General features: G+C 70.0%; 20 protein-coding genes. 11 read left to right on the forward strand and 9 right to left on the reverse strand.

Features of this window, described 5'->3' with window-relative positions:
* Positions 1-14: 14 nt before the first annotated feature.
* Together N5079_RS07590 and N5079_RS07595 are read right to left on the reverse strand one after the other, a co-directional pair.
* Positions 15-356, reverse strand: coding sequence for a sulfurtransferase TusA family protein (locus tag N5079_RS07590; RefSeq protein ID WP_261582860.1), 342 nt, complete (start codon positions 354-356; stop codon positions 15-17).
* On the reverse strand, positions 356-1,489 hold the full coding sequence (locus N5079_RS07595) for a cysteine desulfurase family protein (protein ID WP_261582861.1): 1,134 nt from the start codon (positions 1,487-1,489) through the stop codon (positions 356-358). The genes N5079_RS07590 and N5079_RS07595 overlap by 1 nt, the downstream gene beginning before the upstream one ends.
* A 186-nt stretch (positions 1,490-1,675) precedes the next feature.
* On the opposite strand from N5079_RS07595, the gene coxB reads away from it, so the two are divergent.
* The 4 genes from coxB (at position 1,676) to N5079_RS07615 (ending at position 5,931) form a co-directional block, all read left to right on the forward strand.
* Positions 1,676-2,509, forward strand: coding sequence for a cytochrome c oxidase subunit II (gene coxB / locus N5079_RS07600; protein WP_261582862.1), 834 nt, complete (start codon positions 1,676-1,678; stop codon positions 2,507-2,509).
* Positions 2,506-4,161, forward strand: a complete 1,656-nt coding sequence (ctaD, locus tag N5079_RS07605; RefSeq protein ID WP_261582863.1) for a cytochrome c oxidase subunit I — start codon at positions 2,506-2,508, stop codon at positions 4,159-4,161. The genes coxB and ctaD overlap by 4 nt, the downstream gene beginning before the upstream one ends.
* Positions 4,161-4,556 carry a cytochrome c oxidase subunit 4 gene (locus N5079_RS07610; protein WP_261582864.1) on the forward strand — a complete coding sequence of 132 codons (396 nt, stop codon included), beginning with the start codon at positions 4,161-4,163 and terminating at the stop codon, positions 4,554-4,556. The genes ctaD and N5079_RS07610 overlap by 1 nt, the downstream gene beginning before the upstream one ends.
* 199 nt (positions 4,557-4,755) lie before the next feature.
* On the forward strand, positions 4,756-5,931 hold the full coding sequence (locus tag N5079_RS07615) for an Ig-like domain-containing protein (RefSeq protein WP_261582865.1): 1,176 nt from the start codon (positions 4,756-4,758) through the stop codon (positions 5,929-5,931).
* 112 nt (positions 5,932-6,043) lie between these two features.
* On the opposite strand, the gene N5079_RS07620 is transcribed toward N5079_RS07615, so the two are convergent.
* Genes N5079_RS07620 through N5079_RS07635 form a run of 4 tightly spaced genes read right to left on the reverse strand, consistent with a single transcriptional unit; the run spans position 6,044 to position 10,249 of the window.
* Positions 6,044-7,687, reverse strand: a complete 1,644-nt coding sequence (locus N5079_RS07620; protein WP_261582866.1) for a cytochrome b — start codon at positions 7,685-7,687, stop codon at positions 6,044-6,046.
* A complete protein-coding gene (locus N5079_RS07625; RefSeq protein WP_261582867.1) occupies positions 7,687-8,805 on the reverse strand; it encodes a ubiquinol-cytochrome c reductase iron-sulfur subunit in 1,119 nt (372 codons plus the stop codon). Before N5079_RS07625 ends, N5079_RS07620 begins: the two co-directional genes overlap by 1 nt.
* Positions 8,802-9,614, reverse strand: coding sequence for a c-type cytochrome (locus N5079_RS07630; protein ID WP_261582868.1), 813 nt, complete (start codon positions 9,612-9,614; stop codon positions 8,802-8,804). The genes N5079_RS07625 and N5079_RS07630 overlap by 4 nt, the downstream gene beginning before the upstream one ends.
* A gap of 17 nt (positions 9,615-9,631) precedes the next feature.
* Entirely contained in the window at positions 9,632-10,249 is a 618-nt protein-coding gene (locus tag N5079_RS07635) for a heme-copper oxidase subunit III (protein ID WP_261582869.1), read from the reverse strand.
* A 162-nt stretch (positions 10,250-10,411) separates the two neighbouring features.
* On the opposite strand from N5079_RS07635, the gene N5079_RS07640 reads away from it, so the two are divergent.
* From N5079_RS07640 to N5079_RS07650, 3 genes are all read left to right on the forward strand, one after another.
* Positions 10,412-10,849, forward strand: coding sequence for a hypothetical protein (locus tag N5079_RS07640; protein ID WP_261582870.1), 438 nt, complete (start codon positions 10,412-10,414; stop codon positions 10,847-10,849).
* A 57-nt stretch (positions 10,850-10,906) separates the two neighbouring features.
* Positions 10,907-11,950 (forward strand): anthranilate phosphoribosyltransferase, encoded by a 1,044-nt coding sequence (gene trpD / locus N5079_RS07645; protein WP_261582871.1) that lies wholly within the window; start codon positions 10,907-10,909, stop codon positions 11,948-11,950.
* 205 nt (positions 11,951-12,155) lie between these two features.
* A complete protein-coding gene (locus tag N5079_RS07650) occupies positions 12,156-12,854 on the forward strand; it encodes a sensor histidine kinase (protein ID WP_261582872.1) in 699 nt (232 codons plus the stop codon).
* Positions 12,855-13,114: 260 nt separating this feature from the next.
* Here the strand turns inward: N5079_RS07650 and N5079_RS07655 are convergent, their stop codons facing one another.
* The 3 genes from N5079_RS07655 to N5079_RS07665 form a co-directional block, all read right to left on the reverse strand.
* A complete protein-coding gene (locus N5079_RS07655) occupies positions 13,115-13,402 on the reverse strand; it encodes an Lrp/AsnC family transcriptional regulator (protein ID WP_261582873.1) in 288 nt (95 codons plus the stop codon).
* Between the two features lie 445 nt (positions 13,403-13,847).
* Positions 13,848-15,596, reverse strand: a complete 1,749-nt coding sequence (locus N5079_RS07660; RefSeq protein WP_410007757.1) for a DEDD exonuclease domain-containing protein — start codon at positions 15,594-15,596, stop codon at positions 13,848-13,850.
* A 311-nt stretch (positions 15,597-15,907) separates the two neighbouring features.
* Positions 15,908-16,492, reverse strand: coding sequence for a 1,2-dihydroxy-3-keto-5-methylthiopentene dioxygenase (locus N5079_RS07665; RefSeq protein WP_261582875.1), 585 nt, complete (start codon positions 16,490-16,492; stop codon positions 15,908-15,910).
* 95 nt (positions 16,493-16,587) lie between these two features.
* On the opposite strand from N5079_RS07665, the gene N5079_RS07670 reads away from it, so the two are divergent.
* The 4 genes from N5079_RS07670 to mtnK are packed head-to-tail and all read left to right on the forward strand — an operon-like array spanning position 16,588 to position 21,453.
* A complete protein-coding gene (locus tag N5079_RS07670) occupies positions 16,588-17,685 on the forward strand; it encodes a substrate-binding domain-containing protein (protein ID WP_261582876.1) in 1,098 nt (365 codons plus the stop codon).
* Positions 17,682-19,241 carry a sugar ABC transporter ATP-binding protein gene (locus N5079_RS07675; RefSeq protein WP_261582877.1) on the forward strand — a complete coding sequence of 520 codons (1,560 nt, stop codon included), beginning with the start codon at positions 17,682-17,684 and terminating at the stop codon, positions 19,239-19,241. Before N5079_RS07670 ends, N5079_RS07675 begins: the two co-directional genes overlap by 4 nt.
* Complete coding sequence (locus tag N5079_RS07680; RefSeq protein WP_261582878.1) at positions 19,238-20,224, forward strand: ABC transporter permease; 987 nt, start codon at positions 19,238-19,240, stop codon at positions 20,222-20,224. The genes N5079_RS07675 and N5079_RS07680 overlap by 4 nt, the downstream gene beginning before the upstream one ends.
* Positions 20,221-21,453, forward strand: a complete 1,233-nt coding sequence (gene mtnK / locus N5079_RS07685; RefSeq protein ID WP_261582879.1) for an S-methyl-5-thioribose kinase — start codon at positions 20,221-20,223, stop codon at positions 21,451-21,453. The genes N5079_RS07680 and mtnK overlap by 4 nt, the downstream gene beginning before the upstream one ends.
* Positions 21,454-21,528 lie beyond the last annotated feature (75 nt).

The following is a 21,528-nucleotide window of genomic DNA, read 5'->3' on the forward strand; positions in this document are numbered from 1 at the left end:
GGGATGGGTGGGGCTCAGTAGTTGCGCCGCACGTGGATCGACCAGCCACCCTGGGGCAGGTCATAGCTCCCCACGTGCTCGTGCGACTTGAGCCTGCACCAGGCGGGGATGTCGGTGAAGGCGGCGGGGTCGTCGGCGAGGACGGCGACCACGTCGCGCATCGGCACGTGGTTGATCCGCTCGGCCAGCATGATGATCGGGATGGGGCACTTGCGGCCCAGCGCGTCGATCGTCAGCGCGGGCGTCTCCTCGGGCCCGCGCGGCTCCGGCTGCTCTCGGGGCTGCCGGGGGTCGCGGGATTCGAGGGGTGGAGTCTCCGGCGCCTTCCCGCCGCCACCCGACCGCCTGCGCCACATCAGTGAACCCCCAAACTCGACCGGATCCGCCGCACGATGTCCGGGAGGACGGCGAGAAAGCGATCGATGTCGCCCTCGGACACGCCACGGGGCAGCGATACCCGGACATTCCCGTGCGTAAGCACGCCCATTGCCTCCAGAACATGCGATGGCCGAAGCGTACTAGCCGTGCAGGAGCTTCCGGACGAGATCGCGAAGCCCGCCTTGTCCAACTCTGTCAGGAGCGCCTCACCCTCGACGTAGAGGCAGGAGAAGGTCACGATGTGCGGCAGCCTCCGGACCGGGTCGCCGATGACCTCGACGTCGGGCACCAGCCGGGGCACCTCGGCGCGGATCCGGTCCACCAGCGCGGACATGCGCGGTCCCTCGGCGGCCTCCTCGGCCGCCCTGGCGCGGAGCGCGGCGGCGGCGGCCACGATGGCGGGCACGTTCTCGAAGCCCGGCACCCGGCGGCGCTCCCGCTCGTCCTCCGGGTACGGCGAGCGCCAGCGGATGCCCTTGCGGATCGCCAGCACGCCGACCCCGGCGGGGCCGCCCCACTTGTGGGCGCTGGCGGTGAGCACCGACCAGCCCCGGGGGATCGGCAGGCGGCCGGCGGACTGGGCGGCGTCCACCAGCAGCGGCACCCCTGCCGCCTGGCACGCCTCGGCGGCTTCCTCGACCGGCTGGAGCGTCCCGACCTCGTGGTTCGCCGACTGGAGGCAGGCGAGAGCCGTACCGGGCCGGGAGACCGCCTCGGCGAACGCGCCCGCGTCGGCCTGTCCGGTGCGGCCGACGCCGACGATCTCCACCTCGCCGCCGTCGCGTTCGTGGACCGCCGCGGCCTGCAGGACGCTGGAGTGCTCGACCGCGCTCGCCACCAGGTGGCGGCCCACCCGGCGGCGGCCCTGAAGGGCGCCCAGGACGCCCAGGTGAACGGCCTGGGTCCCCGAGGAGGTGAAGGCCACCTCGTCCGGCCTGGCGCCGAGAACGTCGGCTACCTCCGCTCTTGCCTGCTCCAGTAACATCTGGGCGCGGCGGGCCGTGCCGTACAGCCGCGCGGGGTCGGCCCAGCCGGCGTCGAGCGCGGCCATCAGGGCGTCGCGAGCCGCGGGATGGAGAGGTTCGGTCGAAGCCGCGTCCAAGTAGGCCACGGTTAGGACACTAACGGGGGCTGGTCAGAGGGGCGCCGCCGGTCCGCGCTAATGTGTCCCCCAGCGTGAACTCAACAAGTAAAGGGGCAACCGGCGGAAAGGTTGTGCCGGTTGAACCCGAGCGTCAAATCTGAAAAACCGCCCAAGAGAGGGACTCTTGGGCTTCATCTGTGGGGTAGGCGATCCGTGAGTCCGACCCGCCGTACGACACGGCGACCGTTGGCCCGCCGCCGGTTGACCGGCGTCGCCGCCGTGGCGCTGCTGGTGGTGGCGTCCGCGACGGCGTGTAGCAAAGAGGCCGCCGACCAGTGGTCCCGTGCCGGCATGCCGGAAGGCGTTACCAAGCAGGCGACCATCGTCCATACGCTCTGGGTCGGGTCGTGGATCGCGGCTCTCGCCACCGGCGTCGTCGTGTGGGGCCTGATCCTGTGGGCGGTCCTGTTCCACCGCAAGAAGCAGAGCTCGGCCGACCACCTGCCCCCGCAGGTGCGCTACAACCTGCCGATCGAGATCCTCTACACGGTCGTCCCGGTCATCATGGTCGCGGTGTTCTTCTTCTTCACCGCGCGGGACGAGACCGAGATCATGAAGGTCACCGGAACCGCCCCGATCAAGGTGGCCGTCGAGGGCTACCAGTGGAGCTGGCGGTTCACCACCGAGTACCAGGGCCAGAAGGCGGTGGCGGCGGGCGTCCCGGTCGACCTGAGCAAGCAGAGCGTGGAGACCCCGCAGGGTCCGCAGCTCGTGCTGCCGGTCAACAGCGAGGTGCAGTTCGATCTGCACTCGCCTGACGTCATCCACTCGTTCTGGGTGCCGGCCTTCGCCTTCAAGATGGACGTGTTCCCCGGGAACGTGCACAACAGGTTCCAGATCACGACGCTCGATCGGGCGGGCGTCTTCACCGGCCGCTGCGCCGAGCTCTGCGGTACCGACCACAGCAGGATGCTGTTCTCCGTGAAGCTCGTCCCGCAGGCGGAATTCGACCAGTACATCAAGAGCCAGGCGGGGAGTGCGCAGTGACCGCCATCCAGGAACCGGCACGCGTCGTCGCGCGGCCGTACACCAAGGGCACGGTCATCGCCAAGTGGCTGTCCTCGACCGACCACAAGGTGATCGGGCACCTTTACCTGATCACGTCGTTCGTGTTCTTCCTGATCGGCGGCGTCATGGCGCTGGTCATGCGAGCCGAGCTGGCCCAGCCGGGCCTGCAGTTCGTGTCGAACGAGCAGTTCAACCAGCTGTTCACCATGCACGGCACGATCATGCTGCTGATGTTCGCCACGCCGCTGTTCGCGGGCTTCGCCAATGAGCTGATGCCGCTGCAGATCGGCGCGCCCGACGTGGCGTTCCCGCGGCTCAACATGGTGAGCTACTGGCTCTACCTGTTCGGCAGCACGATCGCGGTCGCGGGCTTCCTCACGCCTGGTGGCGCCGCGTCGTTCGGCTGGACGGCCTACGCCCCGCTGTCGAACGCGGTGACCTCGCCCGGCCTCGGCGGCGACATGTGGATCATGGGTCTGGCGCTGTCGGGCCTCGGCACCATCCTCGGCGCGGTCAACTTCATCACGACGATCATCACCATGCGGGCCCCGGGCATGACGATGTTCCGGATGCCGATGTTCACCTGGAACATCCTGCTCACCAGCATCCTGGTGCTGCTGGCCTTCCCGGTGCTGGCGGCCGCGCTGCTCGCCCTGGAGGCCGACCGGAAGCTCGGCGCGCACATCTTCGACTCGCCGACCGGCGGTCCGATGCTGTGGCAGCACCTGTTCTGGTTCTTCGGCCACCCCGAGGTGTACATCATCGCGCTGCCGTTCTTCGGCATCATCACCGAGGTGCTGCCCGTCTTCAGCCGTAAGCCGGTCTTCGGCTACATCGGCCTCGTGGGCGCGACCATCGCGATCGCCGGCCTGTCGGTGACCGTCTGGGCGCACCACATGTTCGTCACCGGCCAGGTGCTCCTGCCGTTCTTCTCGTTCATGACGTTCCTGATCGCGGTCCCGACCGGAGTGAAGTTCTTCAACTGGATCGGCACGATGTGGCGCGGCCACCTGTCTTTCGAGACGCCGATGCTGTTCGCGGTCGGCTTCCTGGTGACCTTCCTGTTCGGCGGCCTCACGGGCGTCATCCTCGCCTCGCCGCCGCTGGACTTCCAGATCAGCGACAGCTACTTCGTCGTGGCCCACTTCCACTACGTGGTCTTCGGCACCGTGGTGTTCGCGATGTTCGCGGGCTTCTACTTCTGGTGGCCCAAGTTCACCGGCAAGATGCTCAACGACAAGCTGGGCAAGGTCCACTTCTGGACGCTGTTCTTCGGCTTCCACCTGACCTTCCTGGTGCAGCACTGGCTGGGTGTCAGCGGCTTCCCGCGGCGGTACGCCGACTACGGGCCGTCCGACGGCTTCACCGGCCTGAACATGATCTCGTCGGCGGGCGCGTTCCTGCTGGGTCTCTCGACGCTGCCGTTCGTCTACAACGTGTGGCGGACGTGGAAGACCGCCCCGAAGGTCACCGTCGACGACCCCTGGGGCTACGGCGGTTCGCTCGAGTGGGCCACCTCGTGCCCGCCCCCGCGGCACAACTTCATCACGCTGCCGCGGATCCGCTCCGAGCGTCCCGCGTTCGACCTCAAGTACCCGCACCTCGCGGTCAAGCCTGAACTGGAGGCCTGATGAAGATCCAGGGGTGGATGTTCCTGCTCTGCGGCATCTTCTTCGCCGCCGCGGACGCCGTGTACTGGTTCTGGTCGAAGGAACCGACCGGCACCACGGCCATGGCGATCTCCGTCGGGCTGGCGTTCATGATCGGTTACTACCTGCTGTTCACGGCGCGCCGGATCGGCGACCAGCCGGAGGACAACAAGGAGGCCGAGGTCAGCGACGGCGCCGGGGAGATCGGCTTTTTCAGCCCGCACAGCTGGTGGCCGCTGTTCGTGTGCCTGTCGGCCGCGCTGACGTTCTTCGGCTTCACCATCGGCTGGTGGCTCTTCTTCATCGGGCTGTTCGCCACGATCATGAGCGCCATCGGCTTCGTCTTCCAGTACTACCGGGGCAACTTCTCGCACTGAGTGAGCGCTCTGAGTGAGCGCTCTGGGACGGCTCTGAGACAGCGCGTCGCGGCCGGTCGGCGGATCTCGCCGACCGGCCGCGGCGTTTTTACGTTCACCCGCGGGGCGGATTTTTGCCGGGAGCGGGCTTCTCCCGGGCTCGGACCCAGCGTGATCGGGGAATAACCCAGAGAAACCGATCAGGCGGGGGGAGACCGACGTGCGAGCTGGTGCAGGGGCGCTGGCCCTTCTCATGGCGGCGGGATGTTCCGCCACGTCGACGGACCAGGACGGCGACGGGCCCGCGGCCAAGGCGGCGATCACCATTACCCCGATGGACGGGGCGCGGGAGCTGCCTCCGGAGCTGCCCATCACGGTCGGCGCCGTCGGCGGGGCGCTCAAAAGTGTCACCGTACGGGCCGGAGGGCAGCCTGTGACGGGCGTTTACAGCGCCGACCACACCCAGTGGCGGAGCGACCGTCCGATGGCTCCTGGCGTCTCCTACAGCGTCACCGCCGTGGCCGCCGCACCCGGCGGGGGGACCGTCCAGAGGTCCAGCGCGTTCACCACGAAGAGGGGCACCACGACCTTCGGGATCGAGACGCTGCTGCCCAGCAAGCAGGACACCGGCCTCACCGTGGGCGTGGGCATGCCGATCATGCTGACGTTCGACAAGAAGATCACCGACCGTGTCTCCGTCGAGCGCAACCTGTTCGTCCAGGCGTCCAAGCCCGTCGAGGGGGCCTGGCATTGGTACGACGACCGCAACGTCGTCTTCCGGCCGAAGGAGTACTGGCCGCCCTACACCACGGTCCGGTTCACGGCCCGCCTCTCGGGCGTCCGCGGCGCCGAGGGGATGTACGGCAAGCAGGACTACGTCCGCGACTTCACGATCGGGCGGTCCCAGATCAGCCAGGCCGACACCCAGACCCACTACATGAAGATCAGGCGCGACGGGAAGGTCATCCAGAACTTCCCGATCAGCGCCGGCATGGGCGGCGTGTGGAGGCACTACACGACCAGCGGCGTCCATCTGGCGATGTCCCGCGAGGACGTCACCGTGATGACGTCTCCCGACGCCGGCCCCGGCGACGCGGGGTACTACCAGACGACCGTCTACGACACCGTCCGGATCTCGAACAGCGGTGAATACGTCCACGGGGCCCCGTGGTCGGTGGGGGACCAGGGCAACTCCAATGTGAGCCACGGCTGCATCAACGTCAGCCCGTCGAACGCCAAGTGGTTCCTCAAGAACACCCTGATCGGCGACCCCGTCATCGTCAGGGGGACGCCGCGCAAGCTCGAGCCGACCAACGGCTGGGGCCACTGGCAGGAGTCGTGGGGCGACTGGCTAAAGTGGAGCCGTCTCCGCGGCGACATCTCCCAGCCGCTGTAGGGCTCGAAAGCTGTAGGCGCCGCGCAAAAGCTGTAGGCGCGCAAAAGCGAAGCGGCCCGGGCGGGGAAGAGAGATCCCGCCCGGGCCGCTTCTGTGTGCGTTGCCTGCCGGCTCAGTGGAGCTGCTTGTGGTCCCCGCCGGAGCCGACGGCGGCGTGCTCCTCTTCGTGGTGACCCGCGTCATGAGCGTGGCCGTCCCCGTCGAACGGGACGCGGTCCGTGCCGTACGCCTCGCTCATCTTGGCCCGGAGCCGGCCCAGCGCGGTGCGGGCGGACTTGGGCGGGATGCCCTCGCCGTCCACCCCGCTCTCGATGACCGGGATCAGCTCCTTGCCGCGCATGTGGTCGGCGATGTCCTGCGCCGCAGGCGTGTGGACCTCGATGTACTCGCCGTTCGGCATCCGCTTGATGACGCCCGACTCCACGCCGTGGGACAGCACCTCGGCGTCCTTGCGCTGGAGGCCGATGCAGATCCGGTAGGCGATGAGGTAGGCGATCGCCGGGCCGATGAAGATCGCGAACCGGCCGAAGATCGTCGTCGAGTACAGGCTGACCTTGAAGTTCGCCGAGATCTCGTCGTTCGCGCCCAGCAGCCACAGGATGCCGTAGAACGCGATCCCCGAGATGCCGATCGCGGTGCGGTGCGGATTGTTCCGCGGCCGGTCGGCGATGTGGTGCTCCCGGCGGTCGCCGGTGATCCACTGCTCGGCGAACGGGTAGAGCGCGAGGCCGGTCATGATGATGCCCATCGGGACCAGTGCCGGGATCAGCACGCTCAGCGCGACCGTGTGGCCCCAGAAATTGATCTCCCAGGAAGGCATCAGGCGCAGCGCGCCCTCCAGGAAGCCCATGTAGAAGTCGGGCTGCGACCCGGCCGAGATGTCCGCCGGCGTGTACGGCCCGAACAGCCAGATCGGGTTGATCTGGGCGAAGGTTCCGAGCAGCGCGATCACGGCGAACGTGAACAGGAAGAACGCGCCCGCCTTGGCCATGAAGGCCGGGTAGAACGGCGCGCCCACCACGTTCGTCTCGGCGCGGCCCGTGCCCGGCATCTGCGTGTGCTTCTGCACCCACATGAGGATCATGTGGGCGGAGATGAGCGCCAGCAGGATGCCCGGGATCAGCAGGATGTGGATCGTGAAGAACCGCGAGATCACGTCGTGGCCGGGGTACTCGCCGCCGAACAGGAAGAACGTGATGTAGGTCCCGACGATCGGGATGGCCATCATGACACCCTCGGTGATCCGCAGACCGGCGCCGGAGAGCAGGTCGTCGGGGAGGGAGTAGCCGGTGAGGCCCTCCAGCAGCGCCAGCGTGAGCAGGCCCACGCCGATGAGCCAGTTCAGCTCGCGCGGCTTGCGGTACGCGCCGGTGAAGAACACGCGGAGCATGTGGACCGTCATGCCGGCGACGAACAGCAGCGCCGCCCAGTGGTGGATCTGCCGGATCAGCAGACCGCCCCGCACGTCGAAGCTGATGTTCAGGGCGGAGGCGTACGCCTCGGACATCCTGACGCCGACCAGCGGCTGGTAGGAGCCCGAGTAGGTGACCTCGCCCATGCTCGGCTTGAACCAGAGCGTCAGGAACGTGCCGGTCAGCAGCAGGATGATGAACGAGTAGAGCGCGATCTCACCCAGCAGGAACGACCAGTGGTCGGGGAAGACCTTCCTCAGGTTGCGCTTGAGGAAGCGCCCCGCGCCGAGGCGGTCGTCGAGGAAGGTGGATGTGTCCGCGATGGCCTTGGGAGGAGTGTTCATCAGGCCTTCTTCTCCCTTGCTTCCGCCTCGGCGTCGCCGCGCTCCCAGAAGCTGGGGCCCACGGGGACGTTGAAGTCGGACTTGGCGACGAGGTAGCCCTCGCCGTCGATCCCGATGGGGAGCTGCGGCAGCGGCCGCGCGGCGGGGCCGAAGATGACCTTCGCTCCGTCGGCCGCGTCGAACGTCGACTGGTGGCACGGGCAGAGGATGTGGTGCGTCGTCTGCTCGTACAGCGCGGCGGGGCAGCCCACGTGAGTGCAGATCTTGGAGTACGCGACGATGCCGTCGTGCGTCCAGTTCAGGTTCGTGCCGGACTTGATCTCCTCCGGGCGGAACTTGAGGAGGATCAGCGTGGCCTTGGCCAGCGCGTTCAGGTCCTCCTCGTAGCCCTCGGGCACGACCGACAGGATGCCGCCGGGCGAGTTGAAGTCGGCGGCGCGGATCGGCTGGCCCGTGCCCTCGACGACGAGGCGGCGTGGCTTGCCGTCCTTGGTCGGGGCGCCCCAGACGGTGTGCCTGAGCGAGGTGCCGGGCAGCGGGCCGAGGTCCTTCAGCAGCACCAGCGGGGCCAGGCCCAGCGGCGCGGCGGCCAGCAGGAGCGTACGGCGCAGCAGCTTGTGCTTGACGAAGCCGCTCTCGTTGGCGCCCTCCAGGAACGTCTCCTTGACGTACTCCCGGGTGGCCGAGTCGGAGGCCATCGGGTGGCGCTCCTGCACGAGGTAGTACTTCGGCATGATCCGCCGCACCCACAGCGTTATGCCGCTCGCGAGCGACAGCAGGGCGACGCTGAGCGTGCCGCCCAGCGCGTAGTTGGAGACGGCGGTCTTGTCGATCGTGCCGACCTGGAAGGCGACGTAGGCGGCGATGAACGCCGCGCCCGCCAGGAAGGTGATCGTGAACAGCAGCGCGACGAGCCTCTCGGCCCTGCGGGCGCTCGCCGGGTCCTGGTAGACGACCCCGGGCACACCCTTGACCTCGTGGACGTCCTCGTCGGCGAGGAACGCGGCTCCGGCCTCGCGGCGGTTGTCGCCACTGAGGATGGGGCCGTTGGAGGAAGGGGTTCCGATGACGCGCGCCGGGACGCGGCTCTCCGGCTGATCGATGTGGTTATCTGTCATGCCTTCGCCCGTCGCTTCTTCGCGGTGATCCAGATGGCGGCGAGGATGAGGAGGCTGATGCCCGCGATCCACGCCACAAGACCCTCGGTCACGGGGCCGATCCGGCCCAGGCCCGAACCACCCGGGTCGACCTGCGACCGCACGTGAGTGATGTAGGCGATCATGTCGCGCTTCTGCTCGGGAGTGATCGTGGAGTCGTTGAAGACCGGCATCGCCTGCGGGCCGGTGATCATCGCCTCGTAGATCTGCGTCGGCGTCGCCGGGTTGAGCGGCGGGGCGTACTTGCCGTAGGTGAGCGCGCCGCCCGCGCCGACGAAGTTGTGGCACTGGATGCAGTTCGCGCGGAACAGTTCGCCGCCCTTGGCTGGGTCACCCTTCGCGGGATCCACCTGCTCGGCGCTCGGGACCGTCGGGCCGCCGCCCAGGGACTGGACGTAGGCGGCCAGGTCCTTGATCGCCTGAGGGGTCACCCAGTCGGCGAGCGGCTTGCGGGGGGCCTGCGGGCCCGCGTCCGCGGCCGGCATGCGGCCGGAGCTGACCTGGAAGTCCACGGCCGCCGCGCCGACGCCCACGAGAGTGGGAGCCTTACCGCTGCCCTCGGCGTTCAAGCCGTGGCAGCTCGCGCAGTGGGCCACGAACAGGCTCTTGCCCTGCGCCACGTCGTCGGCCTTACCGGACGCGATCGCCGCGTCCGCGCTGCTGCCGTTCGGCGCGGCGACGGCGTATCCCCCGCCGAGCAGGCCCAGGGCGAGCGCCACGACGGCGAATCGCGCGAGGGGATGGCGCCGTCGGGCGGTGATGGAGTTCACCGAAATTCCCGTTCCGATCATTTGATGATGTAGATGGTCGCGAAAAGGCCGATCCAGACCACGTCGACGAAGTGCCAGTAGTAGGACACGACGATCGCGCTGGTCTGCTGCTCATAGGTCAAGCGCTTCGCGGCGTACGTGCGTCCCAGGATGAACAGGAACGCGATCAGACCACCGGTCACGTGCATGCCGTGGAAGCCCGTGGTCAGGTAGAACACCGAGTCGTACGGGGAGTGCGAAAGGACGTGGTGCTCCTTTGCGAGGTTCCCGTACTCCCAGAGCTGCCCGCCCACGAAGAAGGCGCCCATGAGGAAGCTAACGATGTACCAGAACCGGAGCTTCCCGACCTGGCCCTTTTCCACTGCCCACACGCCCAGCTGGCACGTCACACTCGACAGGACCAGAACGGTCGTGTTGAAGGTCGCGAACGGAACGTTGAGGTCCGCCTCGGGCCACGGACCGTGCTCCGCAAGGGTGACCGACCGGATGGTGAAGTACATCGCGAACAGCGCCGCGAAGAACATGAGCTCAGAGGACAACCACACGATGGTCCCGACCTGAACCAGGTTGGGCCGGCTGGACCCGTGCGGTCTCGTCGTCGTAGTAATTGCGGATGCTGTCGCCACGGGCAGCATTATTGCGGCTCTCCAGGTCGGGTCGCCCCACGACCCCCCGTTAGGGCTCCATCCGGCCACCAAAACGGGCACACCGCACCATTCACCCCGGGGCTGCGCGCCTGGCGCTCGCGCCGGTAGCATCACGATGACCATACCCCGCGATTCGACAGTGAGCGTGAAATGAGGGTTCTCGTCTACAGCGACGACGCAGGCACCCGTGAGAAGGTGCGGCTGGCCATCGGGCGGCGCCCCGCCGCGGACGTGCCCCTCGTCGACATCGTCGAGTGCGCGACGCAGCCGGCGGTGATCAAGCTGCTCGACGCCGGTGACATCGACGTCGCCATCCTGGACGGCGAGGCCGTCCCGGCAGGAGGCATGGGGATCAGCAGGCAGGCCAAGGACGAGGTCCACAACTGCCCGCCGATCCTGCTGCTCATCGCGCGCCGCGACGACCGCTGGCTCGCCAATTGGTCCCGCGCCGACGCCGTGGTCGCCCAGCCGCTCGACCCGGTCGTCCTCGCCGAGGCGGTCGCCGACCTGATGCGCCGCCGCCTCAGCGTCTCCGGGACCGGTGTCCCAGCCCATGTTCCAGCCCATGTACCAGCCCAGAACCACTGACATCCGACCTCTGTAGCCGACACCCGACTCCACGTCCCCGACACCGCGGAGCCCACCATGGACACGCGCACGACCTGGCCCTCGCTGCTGAACGCACTGCTCTCCGGCGAACACCTGACGTCCGACGAGGCGTCGTGGGCCATGGGCGAGATCATGTCCGGTGCGGCGACGCCGTCGCAGATCACGGCCTTCGTGGTCGCGCTGCGGGCGAAGGGCGAGACGGTGGCCGAGGTGACCGGCCTGGCCCGGACCATGCTCGACATCGCGACCCCGCTGTCGGTCGAGGGGCCGGTCGTCGACATCGTCGGCACGGGCGGAGACCGGGCGCACACCGTCAACGTGTCCACCATGGCCGCGATCGTCGCGGCGGCCGCCGGGGCCCGGGTGGTCAAGCACGGCAACCGGGCCGCCTCGTCCCTGTGCGGCGCGGCAGACGTGCTGGAGCACCTCGGCGTCGTCCTCGACCTGGCCCCGGAGTCGACGGCCCGGGTCGCCGTGGAGGCGGGCATCGCCTTCTGCTTCGCGCCGGTCTATCACCCCGCCCTGCGGTTCGCCGGCCCGACCCGCAAGGAGATCGGTGTCCCGACGATCTTCAACTTCCTCGGACCGCTGACCAACCCGGCGCGGCCGTCCGCCCAGGCGATCGGCGTCTACGACGCGCGGATGCTGCCGGTGGTCGCCGGCGTATTCGCCGAGCGCGGCGTGTCCGCCCTGGTGTTCCGGGGTGAGGACGGCCTCGACGAGCTGTCGACGGTGGCTCCCTCCACGGTCTTCGTCGTCCGCGAGGGCACCGCGACGCAGACGACGTTCGACCCGGCCGATATCGGGATCCCGCGCTCGCGGCCGGACGACCTGCGCGGCGGCGACGTGGTGTTCAACGCGGCAGCCGTACACGACCTGGTGCGGGGGAAGACCGGTCCGGTGCGCGACGCGGTGCTGCTGAACGCCGCCGCCGCCCTGGTCGCCTTCGACGGCCCCGGGGACGATCTCGTCTCCGAGATCGGTACGGCCTTCGCCCGCGCGGTGGACGCCGTCGACTCCGGCAAGGCGGCCGAGACGCTCGACCGGTGGGTCGAGGTCAGCAGGTCCTATAAGGCATAGGAAGGCCTGCCAGGGCTGGAAAGAGCTCGCAAGGCTGGTGAGGGCTGGGGAGAGCATCCCTCCCGCCCACAGACGGCGGCGCTCGCCCCGCGCCGGGGAGACGCCGTACGCCCCGGCCCGGGAGCCGCCCGTCCGTCCGCGGACGGATCCGGCGTCCTCCTGCGAGGGGACGCCTCAGGTGTGGCGGGAGACGTACCGTGCCCGCATGACAGTCCGCATGACAGCCCCTATGGCGGCCCGCGTGTCGCGCCTCTTCCTGCTCCTGGCCCGTTTTGTGACCGTCCGGCGTGCCCGTGTGCCGGATCGCCCCTCCCACGGTGATCCGGTGGCGACGGAACGGCTGCGCATCGCGTCGGAGTTGCATGACGTCGTGGCCCATGACCTGAGCGTGATGACCCTCGGCGTGGGAGCGGGCCGTGTGATCATGGACAAGGACCCGGAACGGGCCCGGCAGACGTTCCGCGAGGCGGAGGAGTCGGGCCGCCAGGTGCTCACCGACCTGAAGCGGATGGTGGCCCTGCTCCGCGTGGACGGCATGGCACGGGGACCCCAGCCCCGCCTCGACGAGATGGACCGCCTGCTCGACGGCTTCAGGGCCCGCGGCATGGTCGTCTCGTTCGCCGAGGAGGGGGCCAGGGGCACGGGATCCACCCTTGAGCTGTCGGCCTACCGGATCGTCGAGGAGGCCCTCGGCAACGCCGTCCGATACGGCAGGGCCCGCGAGGGGTCGGTGACGCTCCGGTGGTTCCCCGCCATCCTGGAGGTCGTCGTCCAGGACGACGGCCTGCCCCGCGACCGCCTGGTCGGCACGTGGGAGCGGGCGGCGCTGTTCGGCGGGTCGGTTTCGGCGCACGCGAGGCCGGGCGGGTTCGAGGTGCGCGTCCGGCTCATCCGCCCGAGCTGACCGCTGTGCCGTCCTGTGCCGTCCTGTGACTCCTGGGGCGGCGTGACCTGGTCATGGGCATGACTGATGCTCGGGTGGGGCTCCGGTCCGACGGTGTCGCCGGTGCCGGTGCCGGTGCCGGTGCCGGAGGCGCGGCTCGAGCCCGACGGTGGCTGGTGCTGGAGGTGTGGGCCCGGCCTGACCGCATGTCACCTGCTCTTCCGGTCTGACCGCATGTCACCTGCTCTTCCGGCCTGATCGCTTGACCCTCGCGGTCCAGCTCAGTCGGACTCGTCGAGGCCGATCGAGAAGGCCGCCTCCAGGTCATGCCGCGAGTACGTCCGGAAGGCGATGTGCGTCTCCGTGTGGTTGACGCCGGGGACCTTGTTGAGGCGGCCGGGGACGATCTCGGCGATCTCCTCGTAGCGCTGGACCCGCACCATCGCCAGCAGGTCGAACTCCCCGGTGATCGAGTAGACCTCGCTGACGCCGTCGAGCTCGGCGATCATCTGCGCGACCTCGGGTATCCGATCGACGTCCGCCTTGATGTGCACGATCGCGGTGACCATTCGCGTCCTCTCCTGCCTCTCGCCACTACGGCTCTAGACATTAGTGCCCTCCCGTCATCTTTGCCCCATCGCGTCGCCGAGCGCGGCGCCTCGCCGCCCGGTCGCCCCGCGCGCGGCTATCCCTGGCGAGGCGGGCCCTGCGGGCCCCGTGAGCCCACCTGCCGCGTGATCATGCACATGTTCCCGCAAAAACCGTCCCACCTGGTGCTTCGTGCGGCGTGATCATGCATGACGAAGGTGCGCCCGACGGACGGACACCGCATGATCACAAACAGTGCCGGCGCTGGTCAGACCGCGTACGGCGGAATCCATGCATGATCACGATCCGGGGAACCCCATGGGAACCCCACGTCCCGAGCTTCCCGGGAAACCCTGCATGATCACGGCGGCGGTGGGGCGCCGGACGCGCTCTTCGCGGGCGGATCTCGCCGGTCGGGGCGCCGTGTCATCGCAGTGGCCTTCCCTCACGCGGCTGGCGGGTCTGCAGGCCCTGGTAGGCCCGGTCGATCCGCTCCCGCAGGCGGCCCGCGCCGTACGCCGGGAGGCTCCACCCGCCGTCGGCCGCGCCCTCGATCTGGACCAGGCGGACGCCGGGGGACTCCAGCCAGCGCAGGACGCACTCGGTCTCCTCCGCGCTGGCGGACGGCGTGGGGCCCGGCCCCGGCGTGACCGTCTCGGCCGTTGCCACCAGGGCCTCCACGTACGGCGTGGGGTGTGCGCCTCGCGGCATCACCCCGGCGGCGGCGAGCCTGCCGTACCGGATGACGTGGATGTCCCAGCCGCCGTCGAAGGCGGGGCTCGCGGCCACCATGTGCGGGATGGCCGTGAGGGATCTCAGCCGCTGCATGCGGGCCGCCGCCCTGACGTAGGCCGCCAGCCGGTCCCGGTCGACGGCGGCCTCCTCGTACCGCTGCTCGGCCGACAGGCGCAGCATGCGCGCCTCCATCGCGGAGAAGACGACCTCGGCGTCGCGCTCCATGGCGTGCCTGGCGTTGTGGACGTGCCGCGCGTAGCCCTCCTCGGTCTCTCTGCCCTCACAAGGGGCCCCGCAGCGGCCCAGCTCGGCCAGCGTGCAGGCGCTCCGCCTGGTCCTGGGGGAGAGGCGCTCGGTGCACTGCCGCAGCGGCAGCGCCTCGTGCATGGCCGCCCTGGCGTCGTCGGCCGTGCGGCTGCTGCCGAAAGGGCCGAGATAGGTCGCGCCGTCGTCCTTGACCTCCCGGACGACGCTGAGCCGGGGGAACGGCTCGTCGGTCAGTTTGAGCCAGACGGCCCGCTCGGGGAACCGCGAGCGCTTGTTGTAGCGCGGTTTCGCCGAGCCGATCATCCGTAGCTCCCGGATCTCGGCCTCCAGCCCGGTGGCGCACACGATCGTGCGCACCCGCTCGGCGATGCCGACCATCTCGCGGATGCGGGAGCGGGTCTCGCTCGCCGTGAAATAGCTCCGGACGCGGTTGCGCAGGTTGGAGCTCTTCCCGATGTAGAGCGCCTCGCCCTTGGCGTCCTCGAAGAGGTAGACACCGGGCGCGCTGGGGACGCCCTCGGCGAGGTGGCGCTTGCGCTGCTGCTCGGGCGTGGGCGCCCGGACGAAGCTCCGCAGCTCCTCCAGGGTCTGCACGCCGAGCGATCCGACCCGTCCGATCAGGCCGTGCAGGACGTCGACGGTGGCCTTGGCGTCGGCCAGCGCCCGGTGACACGGCTCCGTGGCGCTGCGGAAGATCCTCGCCAGCGTGCCGAGCTTGCAGTTGGGCGTCTCGTCGCGGGTGAGCACCCGCCGGGCCAGGTCGGCGGTGTCGACCACGGGATTGGCCGGCGGGGGATATCCGTTCGCCGCGCAGGCCGCCCTGATGAAGGCCATGTCGAACGGCGCGTTGTGCGCGACCAGGGCCGCCCCCTGGATGAACTCCAGAAAGCTCGGAAGGACCTCGGGGAACTTCGGCGCGGCGACCACCATCGCGTCGGTGATGCCGGTGAGGACCGAGATGAACGGCGGGATCGGGCTGCCCGGATCGACCAGGGTCGCGAACTCGCCCAGCACCTCGCCGCAGCGCACCTTCACCGCGCCGATCTCGGTGATCGCGTGCTCGTGGGCAGATCCCCCCGTAGTCTCCAGGTCGAAGACCACGAACGTCACGTCCCGCAGGGGAGTGCCGAGCTCGTCCAGCGTGCCCTGTACCGCGTCCACGGCCAAGACCATAGAGATGCCGACCGACATTTGCGCCGCCGGGCTCCTCCGCACCCGCCCGGCGATCAGCGCGGTCAGACGATCAGCGCGGCCCGGTGACCAGCGCCGCCCGGTGACCAGAGCCGCCCGGTGACCGGTGCGGCCCGGTGACCAGCGCCGCCCGCGTCGGCCGCCCGCCCGGGTCGCCTCTTACCCGCGCTGCCGGACCCGCCCGCGCCGCGGGCGCGAGGCCCGTGCGCCGGCACGGGCGTCGCGCGCCGCGTGGTTTTAAGGGTGGTTCATTAAGGGTGGTTCATTGAGGGCGGTCCATGCAGGGCGGTGGATCAGCGGGCGGTGCGGCGGGCGGCGATGGTGTCGAAGTCGGGGATGCGGCTCGCGATCGGGTCGCCGGTGAAGTCGCCCACCCAGCCGTCGTCGTCATGGAAGAAGCGGATGGCGGTGAAGTCCGGCTCGGTGCCCATGTCGAACCAGTGGGTGGTGTTCTTCGGAACGCTGAGCAGGTCTCCGGCCTCGCACAGCACCGCGTGGACCTTGCCCCCGGCGTGCAGGTAGAAGATCCCGGAGCCGTCGACGAAGAAGCGCACCTCGTCGTCGTCGTGCGTGTGCTCGTTCAGGAACTTCTGCCGGGCCGCCGCGGCCTTCTCCGGCCACTCGGGGCTGTCGTCGGGGTGAAGCTGGGCGACGTCGACGAAGGTGTAGCCCTCCTCGGCGACGACGCGGGCCACCTCATCGCGGTAGGCCTCCAGGATGCGCTCCTGGCCGGCTCCCGCCTCCAGGTCGTCCACGACATCCCAGTGCCGCAGCCGTACGTCGATCTCCTTCAGCGCGGCCGCGATCTCGTTCGCGTCCTCGGTCTCCAGGAGGGTCTGGGGAACCTCGCCATCGGTGTAGACGGTCAGAAAAGTCATGTTCTGATTGTGCGCCGTCTGCACCCTTATCAGCAATTCCGATCATACTAGTCTGAAAAGTGGACATTAATCCCTTGGGTGCCTATCATCCCCATGTGATCCACGCAAGACTCTTCGGTGCCGTCCTCGGAGCGCTGGTGCTCGCCGGCTGCTCCCAGGGAAGTCCTACCACCACCACCGGCGCTACCAGCAGCAACGCCGCCACCACCGCTCCTTCTTCCGCGTCCAGCCCGGCGGCGGCCGTTCCGGCCAAGTTCGCCGGCGGCGGGGTCAAGATATCCCTCGTCAGGCAGCTCTCCTCGGGCGACTACTTCGAGCAGTGGCTCGCAGGAGCACAGGCCGAGGCCAAGGCGCTGAACGTGAGCCTCGACGTCTCCAGCGGCGACGGGAACAACGACAAGCAGGCGCTCAACCTGGAGCAGGCCATCGGCCAGAAGCCCGACGCGATCATCGTCGACCACGGGTTCGCCGAGACCGTGCAGCCCACGATCAAGAAGGCCGTGGCCGCGGGCATCCCGCTCGTCGCCTACGACGTCGACCCCGGCTCGCCGGAGGCCGTGGCGCTGACCCAGGACGACCACCAGATCGCCGGGCAGGCGCTCGGCGCGCTCAAGGCCGACACCGGGGGCAATGCGGACGTCGTCTACGTGTACGTCGCGGGCTTCGCCCCGCTGGACCGCCGCAACGAGACGTGGGCGCAGTTCAAGAAGGACAACCCGGGTATCAAGCAGGTGGCCCAGATCGGCGTCGTCAACAACTCCACCGCCGCCGCGGTGGCCGACCAGGCCAAGGCCGCGCTGACCGCCAACCCCGGCGTGAAGGCGGTCTTCGCGCCGTACGACGAGTTCGCCAAGGGCGCGACGCTCGCGATCAAGGAGCTCGGCCTGCAGGACAAGGTCAAGGTCTACGGCGCGGACGTCTCCACCGCCGACATCGGCGTCATGACGGAGCCCCGCAGCCCCTGGGTCGCCACATCCGCCGCCGACGCCTCGAACGTCGGGCGCATCGCCGTGCGCGCCGCCGCGCTCCTGGTCGCCGGTCAGCCGGTGGACCACGCGCTCAAGGTGCCGCCGGCGCTCATCACGCAGAAGCAGCTCCACGACGGCGGCATCACCAGCGTCCAGCAGCTCACCCAGGCCGTCCCGGCCCTCCTGACCCCCGACGTGGCACGGGTGCCCTGGGTCGCTCCATGAGCGAGGCCGCCGAGCCGGTGGTATCGGTCTCGGGGCTGTCCAAGAGGTACGGCGCCACCTGGGCGCTGCACGACGTGACGCTCGACATCCATCCCGGCGAGATCGTCGGGCTGATCGGGACCAACGGAGCGGGCAAGTCCACGCTGATCAAGGTGCTCTCGGGCGCGACCCAGGCCACCTCGGGCACGGTCACGCTCGCAGGGCGGACGTTCCAGCCGGGCGGGCCTCTCGACGCGATCGCCGCGGGCGTGCAGACCGTGCACCAGAACATCGACGACGGAGTGGTCTTCGGGACGACCGTGGCCGAGAACCTCACCCTCGACTCGCTGAGCCGCCGGGGCTCGGGCTGGTTCACCACCCGGGCGCGGACCAGAGCCGAGGCCCGGGAGATCGCCGCCTCCGTACGGCTCGCCGCCCCGCTCGACGCCCCGGTGGAGACGCTGTCCGCCAGCGAGCGTCAGCGGATCGTCATCGCCCGCGCGGTGTCGAGGCGGCCCCGGCTGCTCATCCTCGACGAGCCGACCTCGACGCTCTCGTCCGTGGAGGCGGACCTGCTCCTGGACACGGTCAGGCAGATGGCCGCCGCCGGGGTGGCCGTGCTGTACGTCTCGCACCGGCTGGCCGAGATCGAGGACCTCTGCCGGCGGGTGGTCGTCCTCCGAGACGGCCGGGTGCGGCGGACGCTCACCGCGCCCTTCGACCGCAGGGAGGTCGTCGAGGCGATGCTCGGAGACGCCTGGGAGGCCCTGGACCAGGGCCGGGGAGACGCCGCAGCGCCGCCGAAGCGCGACCTTCCGCGGGTTCCCGTGCTCGCGGCGGCCGGGATCCGGACCAGGCCCGGCGGCGAGCCGTTCGACCTGGAGGTCCGCGCGGGCGAGATCGTCGGCGTGACCGGTCTCGTCGGCTCGGGCAAGACCGAGCTGCTCGAACAGCTCTACGGCGCCCGGCCGCTGTCGTCGGGCGAGGTGCGCCTGGGCGGCCTGCCGTACCGGCCGCGTGACCCGCACGCGGCGGTGGCGGCGGGGGTCGCGTTCGCCGCGGAGGAGCGCTCGGCCCAGGCGATCGTGCCCGGCTGGTCGGTCCGCGCGCACGTCACGCTCCCCAGGCTGCGGCACCACAACCGCGCGGGGCTCCTGTCCCGCCGTTCCGAGCGCGGCTCGGCCGCGACCGTGGTCGAGCGGTTCGGCGTGCGCGGGCCCGGCGGCCCGGCCCCGGTCGAGGCTCCGATGGAGACCCTTTCCGGCGGCAACCAGCAGAAGGTCGTCGTGGGCCGATGGCTGGAGGCGTCGCCCGCGCTGCTGCTCCTCGACGAGCCGTTCCGCGGCGTGGACGTGGGGGCGCGGGCCGACATCGGCCGCACGCTCGCCCAGCACGCGGCGGACGTCGCGGTGATCGTCGCGTCATCGGACCCCCAGGAGCTGCTCGGGCTGGCCGACCGGATCCTGGTCCTCCATGAGGGAGACCTGGCGGGGGAGATCCCCGCCGCCGACGCGACCGCCGCACGCCTGGCGGCGCTCATGTCGGGCGCGTCCGGAGCGCCGGGGGCGGCGGCATGACGGCCCGCGCGGTAGCCCTCGTCCAGCGTTACGGGCTCGTCGTGGTCCTGGTCGCGATGCTCGCCGTCTTCTCTCTGGTCGCCCCGGCTTTCGGGACATACGGCAACGCCCTCATCGTGCTCCAGTCGGTCGCCGTCGTCGGCGTCGTGGCGCTCGGCGTGACCGTCTCGATGACCACGGGCGGGTTCGACCTGTCGGCCGGGGCGTGCGTCGGCTTCGTCGTGATGGTGACGGCGCTCACCATGGTCAGGTTCAACCTGACCGGCGGCACGGCGATCGTCGCCGGCCTGATCGCCGGTCTGGTCGTGGCCGGGATCAACGTGCTGCTGACCGTGGTGGCGAAGGTCCCCGACCTGGTGGCGACCCTCGGAACCATGTTCCTGTTCCAGGGGCTCGCGCTCATCGTCACGTCCGGCCAGTCGGTGTCGGCCGGGATGACGATCGGCGGGTCTCCCGCCCCCGGCCGGTACACCGGGGGGTTCGTCTGGCTCGGCGGCGGCACGGTCGGGTCCGTGCCGGTGCCCGTCATCGTGTTCGCCGTGCTGGCCGCGACCGTGTTCGTGTTCCTCAACCACACCCGCTGGGGCCGTGCGCTCTACGCCATCGGCGGGAACGCCGAGGCGGCCAGGCTGGCGGGCATCCGCGTCGGCCGCTACCGGGCCACGGCGTACGTGATCTCCGGGCTGTGCGCGGCCGTCGGGGGCATCCTGCTGTCCGCCAGGCTGGGCCGGGGCGACGTCGGCGCCGGTGATCCGTACCTGCTGCAGAGCGTCGCCGCCGCCCTCATCGGCTTCGCCGTGCTCGGGGCCAACCGGCCCAACGCGCTGGGCACCGTCGTGGGCGCCCTGTTCATCGGAGTGATGATCAACGGGCTCACGATGCTCAACGCGCCCTACTACACGCAGACCTTCGTCCAGGGAGCGCTGCTCGTGGGCTCCCTCGTGGTGAGCTACACCGGACGACGTGAAAGGAAGACGACGTGACAGCCACGGTTGACGCCGGCCAGTCCTATGAGCTCCTCTCGGCCGAGACCGTCCCGGCCTACATCGCCGGACGGCCGGCGCTGCGCCGCCTGCTCGACCCGGCCGCGATCAGCCAGGTGCGCGAGGTCGGCGACGGGAACATGAACCTCGTGTTCGTCGTGGAGGCCGCGACAGGGCAAGGGCTGGTGCTCAAGCAGGCTCTGCCGTACGTGCGGGTCGATCCGACCTGGCCGATCACGCCCGAGCGGAACGGGTACGAGGCGCGGGCGCTGCTCGCGCACAACTCGGTGGCGCCCGGCCTAGTGCCCGCGTTCTACGACGCCGACGAGGCCCGGCACGTGGTGGCCATGGAGGACCTGTCGGATCACCGGGTGTGGCGCGGCGCGCTCAACGAGGGTCTGCGCCACGAGGGAGTGGCCGCCGACCTGGGCAGATACGTCGCTCGGGTGGCGTTCGGCACGTCCGTCTTCGGACTCGGCGCCAAGGCGCACAAGGCCGCGCTCGCCGCCTCCGTCAACCCGGAGCTCTGTGAGATCACCGAGGACCTCGTCTTCACCGAGCCGTACATCCGGCACGAGCACAACCGGATTCTCCCGGCCAACGAGGCCGACGTGGCGGCCTACGCGGGCGACCCCGAGGTCCGTACGGCCATCGGCGCGGCGAAGCTCGCGTTCATGACGCACGCCGAGGCGCTGATCCACGGGGACCTGCACACCGGATCGGTCCTCGTCCGCGCCGAGACGCCGGGGATTCCTGCCTCGACCAGGGCGTTCGACATCGAGTTCGCCTTCTACGGCCCCGTGGGGTTCGACATCGGCGCGCTGTGGGGCAACTACCTGCTCGCCGCCGCCCGTGGATTCGCGCTCGGCGACGAGGCTCACGCCGCGTGGGTGCTCGGACGGGCGGAGGAGACCTGGCGGACGTTCCGCGAGGAGTTCACGGCGCTGTGGCCGGATCGCGCCGACCCCCGCGTCTTCGGCGACGGCGTGCTGGAGGGTTACCTGGCCAAGGTGTACGGCGACGCCGCTGCGGCCGGCGCCGCGAAGGCGGCCCGCAGGGTGATCGGCTTCTCCCGGGTCACCGACATCGAGACGCTGCCCGAGGAGGAGCGGGTCCGGGCGATCCGGGGCGTGCTCCGGGCCGCCCGGCTGCTCCTGGTGGAGGGGGCCGCCGTCACGGACCCTGCCGCGCTGTTCGACCGCGCCGGCGAGACCCTCTCCGCGCCGTGATCATGCAGGGTTTCCCGGGAAGCGCGAGGACGTGGGTTCCCCCCGGGAAGCGCGAGGACGTGCGTTCCCAGGGAA

The sequence above is a fragment of the Planotetraspora sp. A-T 1434 genome (assembly GCF_025420585.1).
Taxonomy (GTDB): Bacteria; Actinomycetota; Actinomycetes; order Streptosporangiales; family Streptosporangiaceae; genus JAOEGB01.